Origin of the sequence: Pseudomonas sp. B15(2017) (genome assembly GCF_002113215.1) — a bacterium.
GTDB lineage: Bacteria > Pseudomonadota > Gammaproteobacteria > Pseudomonadales > Pseudomonadaceae > Aquipseudomonas.
The window spans coordinates 84,737-99,925 of the sequence record NZ_NEJZ01000005.1; the positions used below are offsets into that span (position 1 = coordinate 84,737).

Annotated in this window: 16 protein-coding genes; 11 read left to right on the top strand and 5 right to left on the bottom strand. The window is 60.1% G+C overall.

The window, feature by feature from the left end:
- Position 1: 1 nt before the first annotated feature.
- From CAF73_RS09670 to CAF73_RS09685, 4 genes are all read left to right on the top strand, one after another.
- Positions 2 to 556, top strand: a complete 555-nt coding sequence (locus tag CAF73_RS09670; protein WP_085702560.1) for a hypothetical protein — start codon at positions 2 to 4, stop codon at positions 554 to 556.
- A 33-nt stretch (positions 557 to 589) separates the two neighbouring features.
- A complete protein-coding gene (locus CAF73_RS09675) occupies positions 590 to 1,867 on the top strand; it encodes a flavohemoglobin expression-modulating QEGLA motif protein (protein WP_085688808.1) in 1,278 nt (425 codons plus the stop codon).
- Positions 1,868 to 2,014: 147 nt separating this feature from the next.
- On the top strand, positions 2,015 to 2,929 hold the full coding sequence (locus tag CAF73_RS09680; RefSeq protein WP_085702561.1) for an alpha/beta hydrolase: 915 nt from the start codon (positions 2,015 to 2,017) through the stop codon (positions 2,927 to 2,929).
- Complete coding sequence (locus CAF73_RS09685; RefSeq protein WP_085697300.1) at positions 2,926 to 3,255, top strand: hypothetical protein; 330 nt, start codon at positions 2,926 to 2,928, stop codon at positions 3,253 to 3,255. The genes CAF73_RS09680 and CAF73_RS09685 overlap by 4 nt, the downstream gene beginning before the upstream one ends.
- A 102-nt stretch (positions 3,256 to 3,357) precedes the next feature.
- Here CAF73_RS09685 and CAF73_RS29730 read toward each other — a convergent pair whose 3' ends face one another.
- The 4 genes from CAF73_RS29730 to CAF73_RS09700 all read right to left on the bottom strand — a co-directional run bounded on the left by CAF73_RS29730 (position 3,358) and on the right by CAF73_RS09700 (position 6,941).
- Positions 3,358 to 4,809 (bottom strand): transposase, encoded by a 1,452-nt coding sequence (locus CAF73_RS29730; RefSeq protein WP_139834826.1) that lies wholly within the window; start codon positions 4,807 to 4,809, stop codon positions 3,358 to 3,360.
- 171 nt (positions 4,810 to 4,980) lie between these two features.
- Positions 4,981 to 5,769, bottom strand: coding sequence for an OmpA family protein (locus CAF73_RS09690; protein WP_085702562.1), 789 nt, complete (start codon positions 5,767 to 5,769; stop codon positions 4,981 to 4,983).
- A gap of 55 nt (positions 5,770 to 5,824) precedes the next feature.
- Positions 5,825 to 6,229, bottom strand: coding sequence for a DUF4398 domain-containing protein (locus CAF73_RS09695; RefSeq protein WP_064378962.1), 405 nt, complete (start codon positions 6,227 to 6,229; stop codon positions 5,825 to 5,827).
- A 367-nt stretch (positions 6,230 to 6,596) separates the two neighbouring features.
- Positions 6,597 to 6,941: a pilin assembly protein gene (locus CAF73_RS09700; RefSeq protein WP_085688799.1), complete on the bottom strand. Its 345-nt coding sequence runs from the start codon at positions 6,939 to 6,941 to the stop codon at positions 6,597 to 6,599.
- 214 nt (positions 6,942 to 7,155) lie between these two features.
- Between CAF73_RS09700 and ppc the strand changes: the two genes are divergently transcribed.
- From ppc to CAF73_RS09735, 7 genes are all read left to right on the top strand, one after another.
- The gene (ppc, locus tag CAF73_RS09705) at positions 7,156 to 9,786 is read left to right on the top strand and encodes a phosphoenolpyruvate carboxylase (protein ID WP_085702672.1); all 2,631 of its coding nucleotides are present in this window, start codon (positions 7,156 to 7,158) and stop codon (positions 9,784 to 9,786) included.
- A gap of 289 nt (positions 9,787 to 10,075) precedes the next feature.
- Positions 10,076 to 10,726: an adenylate kinase gene (gene adk / locus CAF73_RS09710; RefSeq protein ID WP_085697304.1), complete on the top strand. Its 651-nt coding sequence runs from the start codon at positions 10,076 to 10,078 to the stop codon at positions 10,724 to 10,726.
- Between the two features lie 94 nt (positions 10,727 to 10,820).
- Positions 10,821 to 11,495 carry a tRNA (adenosine(37)-N6)-threonylcarbamoyltransferase complex dimerization subunit type 1 TsaB gene (gene tsaB, locus CAF73_RS09715; protein WP_085702563.1) on the top strand — a complete coding sequence of 225 codons (675 nt, stop codon included), beginning with the start codon at positions 10,821 to 10,823 and terminating at the stop codon, positions 11,493 to 11,495.
- Positions 11,496 to 11,750: 255 nt separating this feature from the next.
- The gene (locus CAF73_RS09720) at positions 11,751 to 12,059 is read left to right on the top strand and encodes a hypothetical protein (RefSeq protein ID WP_007954720.1); all 309 of its coding nucleotides are present in this window, start codon (positions 11,751 to 11,753) and stop codon (positions 12,057 to 12,059) included.
- Entirely contained in the window at positions 12,059 to 12,919 is an 861-nt protein-coding gene (locus CAF73_RS09725; protein ID WP_085702564.1) for a DUF72 domain-containing protein, read from the top strand. Before CAF73_RS09720 ends, CAF73_RS09725 begins: the two co-directional genes overlap by 1 nt.
- A gap of 32 nt (positions 12,920 to 12,951) precedes the next feature.
- Positions 12,952 to 13,788 carry an oxaloacetate decarboxylase gene (locus tag CAF73_RS09730; protein ID WP_085702565.1) on the top strand — a complete coding sequence of 279 codons (837 nt, stop codon included), beginning with the start codon at positions 12,952 to 12,954 and terminating at the stop codon, positions 13,786 to 13,788.
- Positions 13,789 to 13,790: 2 nt separating this feature from the next.
- Positions 13,791 to 14,483 carry an extensin family protein gene (locus tag CAF73_RS09735; protein ID WP_085702566.1) on the top strand — a complete coding sequence of 231 codons (693 nt, stop codon included), beginning with the start codon at positions 13,791 to 13,793 and terminating at the stop codon, positions 14,481 to 14,483.
- Positions 14,484 to 14,487: 4 nt separating this feature from the next.
- On the opposite strand, the gene CAF73_RS09740 is transcribed toward CAF73_RS09735, so the two are convergent.
- Positions 14,488 to 15,102, bottom strand: a complete 615-nt coding sequence (locus CAF73_RS09740; protein WP_085702567.1) for an energy transducer TonB — start codon at positions 15,100 to 15,102, stop codon at positions 14,488 to 14,490.
- Positions 15,103 to 15,189: the final 87 nt, after the last annotated feature.

The window sequence follows — 15,189 nt, forward strand, 5'->3', positions numbered from 1 at the left end:
AATGAAAGCCTGGCGTGGCGTGCTGATCGCCTTGTCGTTCCTGTTGCTCAGTGGATGTCTGGTGACCTTCAAGGATCCGCTGCCCGCCAGTGAACCGGCGCCCAAGGGCCTGCTCGGCCAATGGTCGAGCACCAATGCCTGGGGCGAGCCGATGAATCTGGAGCTGACGCGCCTGGGCAACGATCGCTATCAGGCGGTTGCGTACTTCAAGGCCAGACCCCGCGAGCGTGAAGCCTATCCGTTCACGGTGTCGCGCCATGGCAACCGCTGGTACCTGTCGGCGAAGGTGCCGGCGCAATACGGCGGGCACTTCACCATTGCCGGTTTCGAGATCACCGACAAGCGCGAGCTGGTGATCTACAACCTCGACCTTGAGCAGATCAACCAGGCCATCGCCCAGAAAACCCTCGACGGCCAAGGCTTCCAGACCGATGACGGCGAGGGCGTGCAGGTCGACAGTCCGCTTGAAAAGGTCTTTGCTTACCTCGACGACCCGGCCAATTCCGACGTTTTCGTCGAAGCGGCGCGCTATCAGCATCAGGCCAAAGCCAAATAATCCAGTACGTCACGTTTTCTACAGGAGTTTCGGGTGGACGATTACCAGCAGACGATACGCACGTTGTCCGATCGCATTGTGCTGGCGCAGACGCCGATCCGCGTGCTCGACGCGGTCAAGTGGGACGAGAACATTCGCAAGGGTTTCCTCAAGGCCAAGGGCAAGGAATTGCCGGCGGTGGATCGCGACTACTACCTCAACCGGCCGCTGTCCTTCGACTCAAGCAGGGTCAAGCTGGAATTCCAGAACATCGAACGCGACATCACCCGTCAGCTCGGTCAGTTCAATCCGGTCGGCCAGATCATGCGCCGCATGTGCAAGGAATACCGGATGGTGGTGCGCATGCTCGAAGCGCGCGGTACCGAGGACTTCGGCCTGATTTCCCAGGAACTGTACGGCGCCGCGTCGGATGCGTTCCACGCCGGTGACCCCACGCTGGCCGACCTCGGCCTGATGATGTCCGACTACCTGAACAACATCGACGGTCGTGGCGACCTGAAGGACGAACCGAAGGTCCTCACCGCCAAGGACGCCGTGCACCTGCTGCAAACCCGGCTGAACAAGGTGTTCGGTGAGGCCGAGGAAACCATACGCGTGTTCGAGTCCGACGGGATCGTCGCCGATGCGGCGGCGGGCGCCGACTACATCAAGATCCGCACCGACGCGATGTTCAACGACCGCGACGTGCGCGCGCTGGAAGTCCACGAAGGCCTGGTGCACGTCGGCACCACGCTCAACGGTTTGAACCAGCCGATCTGCACCTTCCTGTCCAAAGGCCCGCCCTCGTCGACAGTGACTCAGGAAGGCCTGGCGATCCTGATGGAAATCATCACCTTCGCCTCCTACCCGAGCCGCCTGCGCAAACTGACCAACCGCACCCGCGCCATCCACATGGTCGAGGAGGGCGCGGACTTCCTGCAGATTTTCGAGTTTTTCCGCGAGCAGGGCTTCGAAATGGCGGAAAGCTATGGCAACGCCAGTCGGGTTTTCCGTGGATCGACGCCGACCGGTCTGCCATTCACCAAAGACTTGTCCTACCTCAAGGGCTTCATCATGGTTTACAACTACATTCAGTTGGCCGTGCGCAAGGGCAAGCTCGAGCAGATCCCGCTGTTGTTCTGCGGCAAGACCACGCTGGAGGACATGCGAACCCTGCGTCAGCTGGTGGACGAAGGCCTGGTGGTGCCGCCCAAGTACCTGCCGGACCAGTTCCGCGACATGAACGCGTTGTCGGCGTGGATGTGCTTCTCCAACTTCCTCAATCACTTGAGCCTGGACCGGATCGAGGCGGACTACTCGAATATCCTCTGAACTCGATGATGTTCTTTGTGGGAGCGAGCTTGCTCGCGAAGACGGTGTGTCAGGTAACGCGTGAGTTGAATGTTAGATAGCATTCGCGAGCAAGCTCGCTCCCACATTGGAATGCATTCCCACCCTGTTTTTGCGAGGTTTCACCGGATGAGAATCCTCGGCATCCTTTGCCTGCTTTTGACCCTCGGCGGTTGCAGCTCCTTGCTGTTCTATCCAGAGCCGGGCCAGATCTTCACGCCGGAAAAGGCCAAACTCGAATACCGCACCGTCACTCTGACCACCGCCGACGGCCTCAAGCTGAATGCCTGGTGGCTGCCGGCCAAAGCCGGTGTCGAGATCAAGGGCACGGTCCTGCACCTGCACGGCAACGGCGGCAACCTGCCGATGCACTTGGGCGGGAGTTGGTGGCTGCCGAAAAACGGCTATCAAGTGTTGCTGGTGGACTATCGCGGTTACGGCCTGTCCGAAGGCGAGCCGAGCCTGCCGGCGATCTATCAGGACATCGATGCCGCCTTCGCCTGGCTGGACAAGGCGCCGGAAGTCAAAGGCAAACCGCTGGTGCTGCTGGGCCAAAGCCTCGGCGGGGCGATGGCCGTGCATTGGCTGGTGCAACATCCGGAAAGACAAAAACAGCTCAAGGCCTTGGTGCTCGACGGTGTGCCCGCCAGTTACCGCAGCGTCGGCCAGTACGCCCTCAGCACGTCGTGGCTGACCTGGCCATTTCAGGTGCCGCTGTCGTGGCTGGTGCCGGATGGCGACAGCGCGATCAACGCCATGCCGCAGCTCAACGGCGTGCCGAAACTGATCTTCCACAGCCTCGACGACCCGCTGGTGCCCCTTTCCAACGGCATCCGTCTGTATCAAGCTGCGCCGCCACCGCGCGTGCTGCAGCTGACCCGGGGCGGGCATGTGCAGACCTTCGGCGACCCGGTGTGGCGCCAGGTGATGTTGCGCTACCTCGACGACCCCGAGCATTTCAACGGCTTGCGCCGCCTCGGCGAGATCCCGAATTATCCGACACCTCCGAATTCTGAAGACGAACCACCAGAGAGTCCGCAATGACTGAAGAACGCAACGCCATCCCGCTGATCATCACCGGTATCTGCAGCATCCTCGGCACCGTCGGTGCCCTGTGGTGGTATGGCTACCTGCACTTCGCCAAACCCGAGGATGCGTTGCTGCTCAACGAATTCACCATGCTCAAGACCATTCCCGGCGAAGACTACAAAGTTTCCCTGGAGCCAGCGGCGCAAGTGGCGCAGTGCATTGATGGGGTGTTGGTGTTGTTTGATACCGAGCAAAAGGGGCTGACTGGCGTGCTGGTCAACGACCGCAAGAAAGCCGTGCGGTGCATGGGGCAGGAGACGCCGCAGAAGCTGGCGCAGTAAAACAGGGTCTGTACGGGCGCCTTCCCTTTTTCAGATGAAAAATCAGGAGGCGCCCGTGTTTTTACAATGCTGCTTACGAAGAACGGTTGGCGAATTGGAAGCTCAAGGGGCTACGTCAAAAGATCCTATTCTTGGCGGTGCAGAGGTGCTGCTTACCTGATGATATATAACTGCAATATATTTCCCTGCTGATAAATGAGGGAAGTTAGTTTTCCAGTTACCCAGCGCATCAGCGATGACTGTTAGTTCATGAGAGATATTTTCTCCGCTTTTTTGGTAGGAAATCTTGGTTGTTGCGCCAGGAATACCCTTCCCTGAGAAATTAATCGGATTTGGAGCAGCTGGCCCCTCTAAGGCCGGGGATGTAATTTTGGGTAACGGAAGTGGTGATGTGCATTTAGGCGCCGTCTCATGATTTACAGCGACGGCAATTGTCGCACCCTGCGAATTTGCACTACATGTTGTAACGGTGATACCTACTCCTGGATCTCTTAGAGTCTTGCCGGGGAGTAATGTCGGATCATCCGTCGTGGCTGTTTCCGGTGTGCCATCGAGCTGGGTGTTTAATACTGTGCCCCCCATCGTGGTGTATCTCACCCAAACGCCGTTTACCCGGTTATCGGTTGCAGGAAAATTGTCGAACGGAGTGGGTTTTCGGTATTCCAACGCCAACTGTGCCGGAGTGGTTTCAGGTCGATTGATGAGATAAAGCTGAGGTCCGGCATCGCCCAGTTTTGCCAAGCGATAAAGGCCGCTGCGTTCGATGACTGCCACCTGTGAGCTGTCCAGCCATCCCGAGTACCACCGGTTGTTGGCGGGATAGAGGGTTCCACCTCCAGAGACAGAGTCACCACTGTCGCCATAGCCAATCACCGCACACTCAATGGGGGCCATTTCCAGTGGGGCTAATACGGTATCGCCGTGTTTTGGGCACTTGATGTAGGTGCTTCCATGGCTGTATCCAAGATTGTGCCCGAATTCATGCTTGTAAACGTGAGGGCCTCCCGATTGTCCATATACACCAATGAATTTCCCGGGTGTCCAGGCTGAAGCTGACCCGCCACAGTCAATTACGCTGATGCGGTAATCGTAGCTATTAGCGTCCAGTCCATGCGCCTGCGCGGCTTTTATCCCCTCTGAATCTGCCAGGTTAATCGGCATTGGTGCCGAGTCTCCGGGTTTGAATGTGCATAGTTCAGGGCGAGGGCCGGATGTATGCTCAATGATCTGTCCGGTGAGTGTGAGCTTTCCGTTCGAGGCTGCGTGAATGTAAGCCGGCAGTGCGTTGGGATCCGTAGAAACTGTATGTTGCCTGATCAATGGAAAATCCAGAGCGTCGCCATCCTGCCAATGGGTTACGGTGACCAGTAGTGTTTTGGTTCCCACTACCGGACGCTGATTGACTTCCGGTTCAGGCAATGGAACCTCATTTGGGATGGAATCTCGTTCGTCATACCCAAAATCATTTGCAGTTGAGGCGTTCGATGGTGGTGCTACGCAGCCTGCAACGAGCATGGCTGCACACAGTGTTGTCAGAAAGGCCCGAGTTCGCATGGTAACGCTCCTTGATTTCCAGCATTTGGTTTGGAGCTAAAGTGTTACGCGCACTCATTTGTTTCGCCTACTGTTATAAATGACAGGTCAAGACGAGTGGTAGTCAATCTCCGCTGCAAAAAAAAGCCCCGTCGGAGCAGATCCGGCGGGGCTTTCATGTTGCTTCGCGAATTATTTGGCGCTAACCGCCGAACGCGGCATCACTGGCTGGTTGTCGTTGGAAATGGTCACTTCCACCCGACGGTTCATTGCACGGCCCGAAACGCTGCCGTTATCCGCCACCGGGTATTCCTTGCCATAGCCCTGAGTCACGATGCGCGACGGATCGACGCCCATCTTGATCAGTGCGACCTGCACGGAAGTGGCACGACGCTCGGACAACGACTGGTTGTAGTTCGCCGAACCGGTGCTGTCGGTATAACCCTCGACGATCACTTTGCGATCAGGATTTTCCTGGAGGAACTGCGCCAGTTTATTGATGTTCACCAGACCGCTGGATTTCAGATCGGCCTTGTTGGTGGCGAACAGCACGTCACCGAAGGTCACCAGCGTACCGCGATCGGTCTGCTTGGCGTTGAGGCTGTCCTGCAGCTGTTTGATCTGCTGATCGCGAGCATCCAGACGGGCCTGGGCACGTTGGGCGGCGGCGTTCTTCAGATTGTTCTCAGCAGTACGCAGGGCGATGGTCTGCTTGGCCACTTCCACGCGCTGGTTGGTCAGGTAGGCCAGTTGGTCGACCTTGCGCTGATCTTCCTTGTCCAGATAAGCCTTGTCGGCCTTGTCCAGATAATCACTGGCGTCCTTGGTTTCCAGCGCCGCGACCTTGCTGGCCTGCGGGTTGGCCTGCAGGCCGGCGTAGTTGGTGCGCGCCTGTTCCAGATTCGGGTTCGGCGGTGTCGAGCAGGCAGCCAGGGCAACGCTTGCGGCCAGAAGAGCGGGGATCATCAGTTGTTTACGCATAATCGTTCGTCCTTTCTATCGATAAGAGTTTCAGCCTTGCGGTCGGAATGCGCGCTTACTGCACAGTGCGCTGACTTTCCTGACGCAGTTCCTGAACACCTTTCTGGGAATCCTTCACCGCTTGTTCGGCTTTCATCGCCTGAGCCTTGCGTTCAGCGACGCGGGCGTCCCACTCGGCCTGTTCGGCCAGGATGCGGGCTTCGTCATACTTTTTATCGTGCATGGCGATTTCGGCTTGTTTGAGCTTGTCCTGTGCCTGCTTCATTTCCACGGCGGCGAATTCGGTACCGCCGGCGCTGACCGCGCTGTTGACCGCCGATTGAGTCACGGCGTATTGCTCGGTCGGAGGATTGCCGGCGCAACCTGCCAGTACGAAGCTGGTGCCGATCGCCAGGGCGGCCAGTTTCAGACCGCGCAGGTGGGAAAACGAGGTTTGGGTCTTCATGGTCTTCAACTCCATTGGTTAACTCCTTGGAAGCTTCGAAATCCATCCTGGTAGCGGAGCCGCAACCGTCATGTGCAAGTGCGTTTTGAAACGCTCGTTCCAGGCGTGGTTATCTGTTCCGACCGAAGGCATTTTTCAAAAGTTCAGAAAAGATGGCTCATCGCCAAAAAAAATGCTGACCAGGTGGACAGGGTCCTAAACCGGGAACTTTGGCGGGGGAGAGTGGTACGCGCGGGAGTAATAAGGCGTGTGATTTATGAGTTTGAATACAGTCAATGTGGGAGCGAGCTTGCTCGCGATAGCGTCGGATCAGTCACCACTACAGTGCCTGACAAACCGCTTTCGCGCGCAAGCTCGCTCCCACGTTTCGATTTATGTTGTGTCAGTGTTTCTGCTTGCCGGCTGCGGTCGACAAGTCATGCAAATGCCGCCGCGACAGCGCAAGAAAACGCGGCGTCGGGCCGACATCTTCATACAGCGGATCGCCTTCCTCGTCGGTGGCAACCACGGTCGAACCTTTCACATATGGCAGGCTCGCTTCGAACTCTTCGAGGGCGGCGCCGATCAGCTCGCCGAGCAGTTCTTCGGCGTGGCGTTTGGGGTACATTTCGGCGATTGCCGCCAGCCGTGCGGCGGCTTCCACATCCAGATGAATCGTGTAGCCGGTATCGGTCAGGCGACCCTTGGCTGTTTCTTCCCAATGCTGGGCGAGTTCACGGATTTTCATATAGACCTCATGTCGCACCTGCTCATGGCAGGTCTTGGTGAGTGTCCGCCGTCAGCCGGCGGCAAGCCGTTGTGGGGCTTACTGTTGAGACTAGCTTCAAGCCTCAAGGTTTAAAGTCCCTTCGTCGTCTGCTTGTAAGAAGCGTTCCAGAGCGGCACTCTCTGTTCATCCACTCACTTGCGATCCGTCACCGATTACTGCTGGAGAGATGCTGATGACCGATATTGATGCACGCTTGCGCGAAGACGTTCACCTGCTCGGTGAGCTGTTGGGCAACACTATTCGTGACCAGTACGGCGAGGCGTTTCTCGACAAGATCGAGCAGATCCGCAAGGGCGCCAAGGCCGACCGGCGCGGCTCGATGGACGCCGAACTCAGCGCCAGCCTTAATCAATTGAGCGAAGACGAACTGCTGCCCGTGGCGCGGGCCTTCAACCAGTTTCTCAACCTGGCGAACATTGCCGAGCAGTACCAGCTCATCCATCGCCGCGAAGAAACCCAGGCCGCACCGTTCGAATCCCGCGTACTGCCGGAACTGCTCGCCCGCCTGCGCAACGAAGGGCACAGCGCCGAATCCCTGGCCCGGCAACTGGCGCGGCTGGAGATCGAACTGGTGCTCACCGCGCACCCGACCGAAGTGGCCCGCCGCACGCTGATCCAGAAGTACGACGCGATTGCCGCGCAACTGGCGGCTCAGGATCACCGCGACCTGACCACGGCCGAACGCGAGCACATCCACAACACCCTGCAACGCCTGATCGCTGAAGCCTGGCACACCGAGGAAATCCGCCGCACCCGGCCGACCCCGGTGGACGAAGCCAAGTGGGGTTTTGCGGTGATCGAGCACTCGCTGTGGCAGGCGATTCCCAACCATATGCGCAAGGCCGATCAGGCGCTGTTTGCGGCCACCGGTTTGCGTTTGCCACTGGAAGCCGCGCCGATCCGCTTCGCTTCGTGGATGGGCGGCGACCGTGACGGTAACCCGAACGTGACGGCTGCCGTCACCCGCGAAGTGCTGTTGCTGGCGCGCTGGATGGCGGCCGATCTGTACCTGCGGGATGTCGATCACCTGGCGGCCGAACTGTCGATGCAGCAGGCCAGCGATGCGCTCAAGGCCCGGGCCGGCGACAGTGCCGAGCCGTATCGTGCGGTGCTCAAGCAATTGCGTGAACGGCTGCGCGCCACGCGCAATTGGGCCCACGCATCCCTTACGGCGACCACCCCGGCGCCGGCCGATGTGCTGCACAACAATCGCGACCTGCTCGATCCGCTGGAACTGTGTTTCAACTCGCTGCACGAGTGCGGCATGGGCGTGATCGCCGATGGGCCGTTGCTCGATTGCCTGCGTCGGGCCGTGACCTTCGGCCTGTTCCTGGTGCGCCTCGATGTGCGTCAGGATTCGTCGCGCCACAGCGCAGCGATGACCGAAATCACCGATTACCTCGGCCTCGGCAAATACGAAGAGTGGGACGAGGAACAGCGCATCAGCTTCCTGACCCGCGAACTGCAAAACCGTCGGCCATTGCTGCCGGCGCATTTCAAACCCTCGGCCGACACCGCCGAAGTGCTCGCCACCTGCAAGGAAATTGCCGCTGCGCCGGCGGCTTCGCTGGGCTCCTACGTGATCTCCATGGCCGGCGCCGCCTCTGATGTGCTGGCGGTGCAATTGTTGCTGAAAGAGTCCGGCGTATTGCGGCCGATGCGTGTGGTGCCGTTGTTCGAAACCCTCGCCGACCTGGACAACGCCGGCCCGGTGATCGAGCGCCTGTTGCTGCTGCCGGGTTATCGCGCACGGCTGCAAGGTCCGCAGGAGGTGATGATCGGCTATTCCGACTCGGCCAAGGACGCCGGCACCACCGCGGCGGCGTGGGCGCAGTACCGGGCGCAGGAGCGGCTGGTGGAAATCTGCCGCGAGCAGCAAGTCGAACTGCTGCTGTTCCACGGCCGCGGTGGCACCGTGGGGCGTGGCGGTGGTCCGGCACACGCGGCGATTCTGTCGCAGCCGCCGGGGTCGGTGGCCGGACGTTTCCGCACCACCGAGCAGGGGGAAATGATTCGATTCAAATTCGGCCTGCCGGACATCGCCGAACAAAACCTCAATCTGTATCTGGCGGCAGTGCTCGAAGCGACCCTGTTGCCACCGCCGCCACCGACCCCTGAATGGCGGCATCTGATGGACGAACTGGCCGCTGACGGCGTCGCCGCCTACCGTGCGGTGGTTCGGGAAAATCCGCAATTCGTCGAGTATTTCCGCCAGTCGACCCCGGAGCAGGAGCTTGGTCGCCTGCCATTGGGCAGCCGTCCGGCCAAGCGCCGCGCCGGTGGCATCGAAAGTCTGCGGGCGATTCCGTGGATCTTCGGCTGGACCCAGACCCGTCTGATGCTGCCGGCCTGGCTCGGCTGGGAAACCGCCTTGAGCAAGGCGCTGGAGCGCGGCGAAGGCGAGTTGCTGGGGCAGATGCGCGAACAGTGGCCGTTTTTCCGCACGCGTATCGACATGCTGGAGATGGTGCTGGCCAAGGCCGACGCCGACATTGCGCTGTCCTACGACCAGCGTCTGGTGCAGTCGGACCTGTTGCCTTTGGGTGCGCACTTACGCGACCTATTGTCGCAGGCGTGTTCCGTGGTCCTCGGCCTGACCGGTCAGTCGCAGCTGCTGGCACATAGCCCGGATACCCTGGAATTCATCCGTCTGCGCAACACCTACCTCGACCCGCTGCATCTATTGCAGGCCGAGTTGCTGGCGCGCTCGCGGCAACAGGATGTCGAGCAGGGCAGCCCGGTGGAACAGGCGCTGCTGGTGTCTGTGGCGGGGATTGCCGCCGGTTTGCGAAATACCGGCTAAGGTTTTCTGCGTGGGGCGGGGCACCCGGGGCGAACCCTCGGGTGCCGTTTGACGACCGTGGGAAAAATGCGGTCAGGCGACAGTTAATGATGGGGTTGCGACTTGGGGAACCGCGTCGCAAGGTCGCGGCGGGCGCCGGTTTCTCCGACTTTTGGCGTCTTGTGTGGGCGCAGCCTGCTGTGTATCTTGATCAGCCTTTGGCCGTTTGGGCGGCCACGACCCGTTTTATGAGATTGGCCCCACGAGGCGAATCCATTGTTTTTTATATAAAAAATTGAGGAGCACATCGATGCGCGTCATTCTGCTGGGAGCTCCCGGGGCCGGTAAAGGTACTCAGGCTAAGTTCATCACCGAGAAATTCGGCATTCCGCAAATCTCCACCGGCGACATGCTGCGTGCTGCGGTCAAGGCCGGCACCGAGCTGGGCATCAAGGCCAAGAGCATCATGGATGCCGGTGGCCTGGTGTCGGATGACCTGATCATCGCGCTGGTCAAGGACCGTATCGCTCAAGCCGATTGCGCCAAGGGTTTCCTGTTCGATGGCTTCCCGCGCACCATTCCTCAGGCTGAAGCGCTGGTGACTGCCGGTGTCGAGCTGGACGCCGTGGTCGAAATCGCCGTTGAAGACGAAGAAATCGTTCAGCGTATCGCCGGTCGTCGCGTTCACGAGGCCAGCGGCCGCGTTTACCACATCGTCTACAACCCGCCGAAAATTGCCGGTAAAGACGACATCACCGGCGAAGAGCTGGTACAGCGCAAGGACGACACCGAAGAAACCGTGCGTCATCGCCTGTCGGTCTACCACTCGCAGACCAAGCCGCTGGTGGACTTCTACCAGAAGCTGTCCGCCAGTAACGGTGGCAAGCCGAAGTACAGCCACATCCCTGGCGTCGGTTCGGTTGAAGCGATCACCGCCAAGGTGCTTGAAGCGCTGAGCTGAAAAACCTGATCCGCTGCATCATCCACGGCCCGCTTGCGGGCCGTAGTTGTTTATACTGGCGCACTTTTTCCCCACCTGATTTACGGACACATCGATGAGCACCTTGCTGGCCCTGGACACCGCGACTGAAGCTTGCTCCGTTGCCTTGCTGCATGACGGCAAGGTCACGAGCCATTACGAGGTGATCCCGCGCCTGCATGCGCAGAAACTGCTGCCGATGATCCAGCAACTGCTGGCCGACGCCGGCACCACCCTGCAAGCGGTGGACGCTATCGCTTTCGGTCGTGGCCCGGGCGCTTTCACCGGCGTGCGAATTGCCATCGGCGTGGTGCAAGGCCTGGCCTTTGCGCTGGATCGCCCGGTGTTGCCGGTGTCGAACCTGGCCGTGCTGGCGCAACGGGCGTATCGCGAACACGGCGTGAGCCAGGTTGCGGCGGCCATCGATGCGCGCATGGATGAGGTGTATTGGGGCTGCTACCGCGAGACGGCCGGAGAGATGCGCTTGGTCGGCGCCGAGGCGGTGCTGCCGCCGGAAGTCGCCGCGCTGCCGGAGGATGCCTCGGGTGACTGGTTCGGTGCCGGCACCGGCTGGGGTTATGGCGAACGCATCGCGGTAAACCTGAGCGGTTCCGATGCCGGCATGCTGCCCCACGCTGAAGACCTGCTGACTCTGGCACGATTTGCCTGGGAGCGCGGTGAAGCGATTCCGGCTGACGACGCCCAGCCGGTTTATCTGCGCGACAAGGTAGCCACCCCGAAAGCCCGCTGATTCATGCTAGATCCTGTGGGAGCGAGCTTGCTCGCGAATGCGGTGGGTCAGTCGCCATCAATGGTGACCATAACCATGTTTTCGCGAGCAAGCTCGCTCCCACAGGTTTAGTGATTACCTCAACAAAGCCAATCGTCCGTTTCTAACCCCGCGCTTTAAACCTTTTGTCTTTTATGTGTTCTAGTTATCACTCGGCGATTTGCTAAGTCGGTCAGGTGCCGCTAAATTGCCATCATCGATACCGAGCATGACTTTATGCGTATAGACGGCGTTTCCACTCATTCCTACCCTATCAAGCGCAAGCCTCGCAAAGGCAATCCGGCGCTGGATGAGTCCGTCGACGATATCGACGGCGAGCTGGAATTCCCGACCGAAGAGCAACTGGCCGCCCGTGCCGCCAAAGCCACCGCGCAACGCCTGAGCAATCTGCCCGCCCGCCAACAAGACATGATTTATCACCGCGCGATGAAGAAAAGCGTGGCCATGGCCCTGGCCAGCTACCTGAGCACCGCCGGTTTTGTCGATTGGGATGCAGACGTGCTGGGCCTCGATCTGTACATCTGATGGATCTGCCTTACTACCTCGGTTGCCCGTCCTGGAGCGAAAACGCCTGGCGCGAGTATCTGTATCCGGCAGACGCCAAGACCTCCGATTTCCTCGGACTCTATTCACAAGTCTTCAACGCGGTGGAAGGCAACACGACCTTCTACGCCAGCCCCTCGCCGGCCACCGTGCAGCGTTGGGCCGAGGTGATGCCGGAGCATTTTCGCTTCACCGCCAAGTTTCCCGGTGACATCAGCCACAGCGGCGACTTGCGCGATCAACTGACCGCCGCTGAAACCTTCCTCCAGTTACTCAAGCCGCTCGGTGAGCGCGTCTCGCCAATGTGGCTGCAACTGTCGAAAAGCTTCACTCCGCATCGCTTGCCGGAGCTTGCTGCGTTTATCGATGCACTGGATTGCCCGCTGGCAGTGGAAGTGCGCCACGAACAGTTTTTCGCCAAGGGCGAGAGTGAGCGACTGCTGAACCGGCTATTGCTGGATCGTGGCGTGGAGCGTATCTGTCTCGACCCGCGCGCGTTGTTCAGTTGCCTGTCGACCGAGTCGTCTGTGATCCACGCCCAATCGAAAAAGCCCCGCGTGCCCACACGGCCGGCAGCATTCACTCAATTCCCGCAGGTGCGCTTCATCGGCCACCCGGAGCTTGAGGCCAACGATCCGTTTCTGGTGCCGTGGGTGGCGAAAATCGCCGAGTGGATCGAAGAGGGCCGCACGCCCTACATCTTCCTGCACACCGCCGATAACCTCCTGGCGGCGAAGCTGGCGCAACGTTTTCACGCACAACTGATGCAACGTTTGCCTGGCCTGCGCCCCTTGCCTGAGCTATACAGAGAACCCGCCGCCGAGCAACTCGGCCTGCTCTGAGGCGGATTCCTTTTCTGCTCAGGAGCCTGCCGATGGACGTCCAAGCCCGTCAACAACAAGCCCGTAAAGCCGAATCCTTCAAAGCCCTGCACGAACGCCCGGGGATTTTCGTGATCCCTAATCCGTGGGATGCCGGTTCCGCGAAGATGCTCGCCAGTCTCGGCTATCAGGCGCTGGCGACCACGAGCGCCGGTTATGCGTTTTCTCAGGCCAAACCCGATGGCGGTCTTAGCCTCGACGATACGCTGACCAATGTTCGGGCGATTGTCGCGGCCACCGATCTGCCGGTGGCGGTGGATCTGGAAAACGGTTTCGCCGACGCTCCAGCGCAATCGGCGCAAAGTCTGATCCGAGCTGCCGAGGCGGGCGCCGTGGGCGGCTCGATCGAGGATGCCACCGGCCGGGAAGACTCGCCGATCTACTGCTTCGAACACGCGGTGGCGCGGATCGAAGCGGCCGTCGCGGCCGTGCGCACCTTGCCGTTTCCCTTCATGCTGACCGCCCGTGCGGAAAACTATCTGCATGGCAATCCCGATATCAACGACACCATCCGCCGCTTGCAGGCCTTCGCCGAAGCCGGCGCCGACGTGCTGTACGCGCCGGGCCTGCGTACCGCCGAAGAAGTTCTGGCGGTGGTGCGCGCGGTGGCGCCGAAACCGGTCAATGTGCTGATGTCCGGCGGCTTGAAACTGACGGTGCAGCAGCTCGAAGAAATGGGCGTGAAGCGGATCAGCACCGGATCGGCGCTGGCCCTGGCGGCGTTGGGTGAGTTTTACCGCGCGGCGGAAGAAATCCAGCAGTCCGGCACGTTCACCTTCACCTCCCGTTCGATGCCGTACGCCAAAGCCAATCAATTGTTCAAGGGGTGAGCATGGGGCGCTGGACGCTGTTGACCGTGCTGCTGATCATCGGTGGCAGCCTGATCGGCGTCTGGCGCGGTTGGCTTGATGTGCCGCCGCAGTGGAACCCGTGGGCGCCACTGGACGTGCAGGCGACGCCCAACTGGCTCACGGGCTACAAGTTGATGCGCCTGCGCAGCGATCCGGCCTTGTGCGAGCAGGCGCTGGTCAGCTCCGGCCTGCGGGTTTCACCACAGGCCGACAGTCCCGACGCCAAATGTCCGCTGATCGGTGCTTTGCGCGTGCAGGGCGGCGGGGTGGCGCTCAGCAGCAGCTTTCTCGCCAGTTGTCCCTTGGCGGTGGCGTTTGCGCTGTTCGAGCGCCATACGCTGCAACCGGCGGCGCAGCAGGCCTACGGTCAATCTGTGGCTCGAGTCGATCACCTCGGCAGCTTCGCTTGTCGCAATATCTACAACCGCGAGAGCGGTGCACTCAGCCGCCATGCCAGCGCCGATGCGCTGGACATCGCCGGCTTGCGCCTCGCGGATGGTCGCGTGATCAGCGTGCTCAAGGACTGGCCGAAGCAAAACCAGGACGCGCAGTTTCTACGTCAGGTGCGCGACGGTGCCTGCGAGGCGTTCAGTGTGGTGTTGAGTCCGGACTACAACGCAGCCCATCGCAATCACTTTCATGTCGATGTCGGGCGCTGGAGCGTGTGTCGCTGAGGGATCAGGCGGCGATGCGCAGGTTCTGCTGAACGATCGGGCGTACCCAGCCGTTATCGAAGTCCAGGGCTTTCTGCTGCTCGACGATTTCTTCCGGCGGGAACGGCGGGTAAGGCTGCAGCAGATCCAGCTCGAACTCGGCAATCGGCAGGTAGAGCGGCTTTTTCTGCGGGGCAGGGCCCGGTTCCGGAATCGGCTGGCCGTTGTTGATCACGATCGGACGAACCCAACTGCTGTCGAAATCCTGCTGCTTTTGCTGAGTCTTGATTGCTTCTGGCGGGAACGGAGGGTACGGCTCGGCAAGATCCAGTTCGAGCTCGGCGATCGGCAGGAACAGCGGCTCCGGAGGACGCACCTGGGTTTCGACCACATCGCATTCGCGCTGGCTGATGATGTGCGCGTGCAGTTCGCTGCCGACGGTTGGTTCTTCAGGACTTTCCAGATCAACCGGCGGGAAAGTGCCGCAGGCCGGCACCACATCACTCGATTGTTCGGCCAGTGCCTGGGCAAAGAAATCCTGCCACAGGTGGCTGACGCCGCCCAATGCTTGAGTGTTATGACGGCTGAAATCACCTGTGGGCGAAATGTAGCCAATCGATGTGGGAAGAATGCCTGACATTTTTTTCGGTTGACGCTCAGCTCTGGCAAAATGCGCGTTGATTGGGTTATCGGCGGTTTTTGCCGATCCTTAACTTTTTTGAGCGTG

Coding starts and splice junctions, on each gene's coding strand:
- CAF73_RS09700 (WP_085688799.1), bottom strand. CDS start 6,941: ATGAAAATCCGTGAACTCGCCCAGCATTGGGAAGAAACAGCCAAGGGT.
- CAF73_RS09720 (WP_007954720.1), top strand. CDS start 11,751: ATGCGTATAGACGGCGTTTCCACTCATTCCTACCCTATCAAGCGCAAG.
- CAF73_RS09725 (WP_085702564.1), top strand. CDS start 12,059: ATGGATCTGCCTTACTACCTCGGTTGCCCGTCCTGGAGCGAAAACGCC.
- tsaB (WP_085702563.1), top strand. CDS start 10,821: ATGAGCACCTTGCTGGCCCTGGACACCGCGACTGAAGCTTGCTCCGTT.
- adk (WP_085697304.1), top strand. CDS start 10,076: ATGCGCGTCATTCTGCTGGGAGCTCCCGGGGCCGGTAAAGGTACTCAG.
- CAF73_RS09680 (WP_085702561.1), top strand. CDS start 2,015: ATGAGAATCCTCGGCATCCTTTGCCTGCTTTTGACCCTCGGCGGTTGC.
- CAF73_RS09690 (WP_085702562.1), bottom strand. CDS start 5,769: ATGCGTAAACAACTGATGATCCCCGCTCTTCTGGCCGCAAGCGTTGCC.
- CAF73_RS09695 (WP_064378962.1), bottom strand. CDS start 6,229: ATGGAGTTGAAGACCATGAAGACCCAAACCTCGTTTTCCCACCTGCGC.
- CAF73_RS09740 (WP_085702567.1), bottom strand. CDS start 15,102: ATGTCAGGCATTCTTCCCACATCGATTGGCTACATTTCGCCCACAGGT.
- CAF73_RS09730 (WP_085702565.1), top strand. CDS start 12,952: ATGGACGTCCAAGCCCGTCAACAACAAGCCCGTAAAGCCGAATCCTTC.
- CAF73_RS09670 (WP_085702560.1), top strand. CDS start 2: ATGAAAGCCTGGCGTGGCGTGCTGATCGCCTTGTCGTTCCTGTTGCTC.
- CAF73_RS09685 (WP_085697300.1), top strand. CDS start 2,926: ATGACTGAAGAACGCAACGCCATCCCGCTGATCATCACCGGTATCTGC.
- ppc (WP_085702672.1), top strand. CDS start 7,156: ATGACCGATATTGATGCACGCTTGCGCGAAGACGTTCACCTGCTCGGT.
- CAF73_RS09735 (WP_085702566.1), top strand. CDS start 13,791: ATGGGGCGCTGGACGCTGTTGACCGTGCTGCTGATCATCGGTGGCAGC.
- CAF73_RS29730 (WP_139834826.1), bottom strand. CDS start 4,809: ATGCGAACTCGGGCCTTTCTGACAACACTGTGTGCAGCCATGCTCGTT.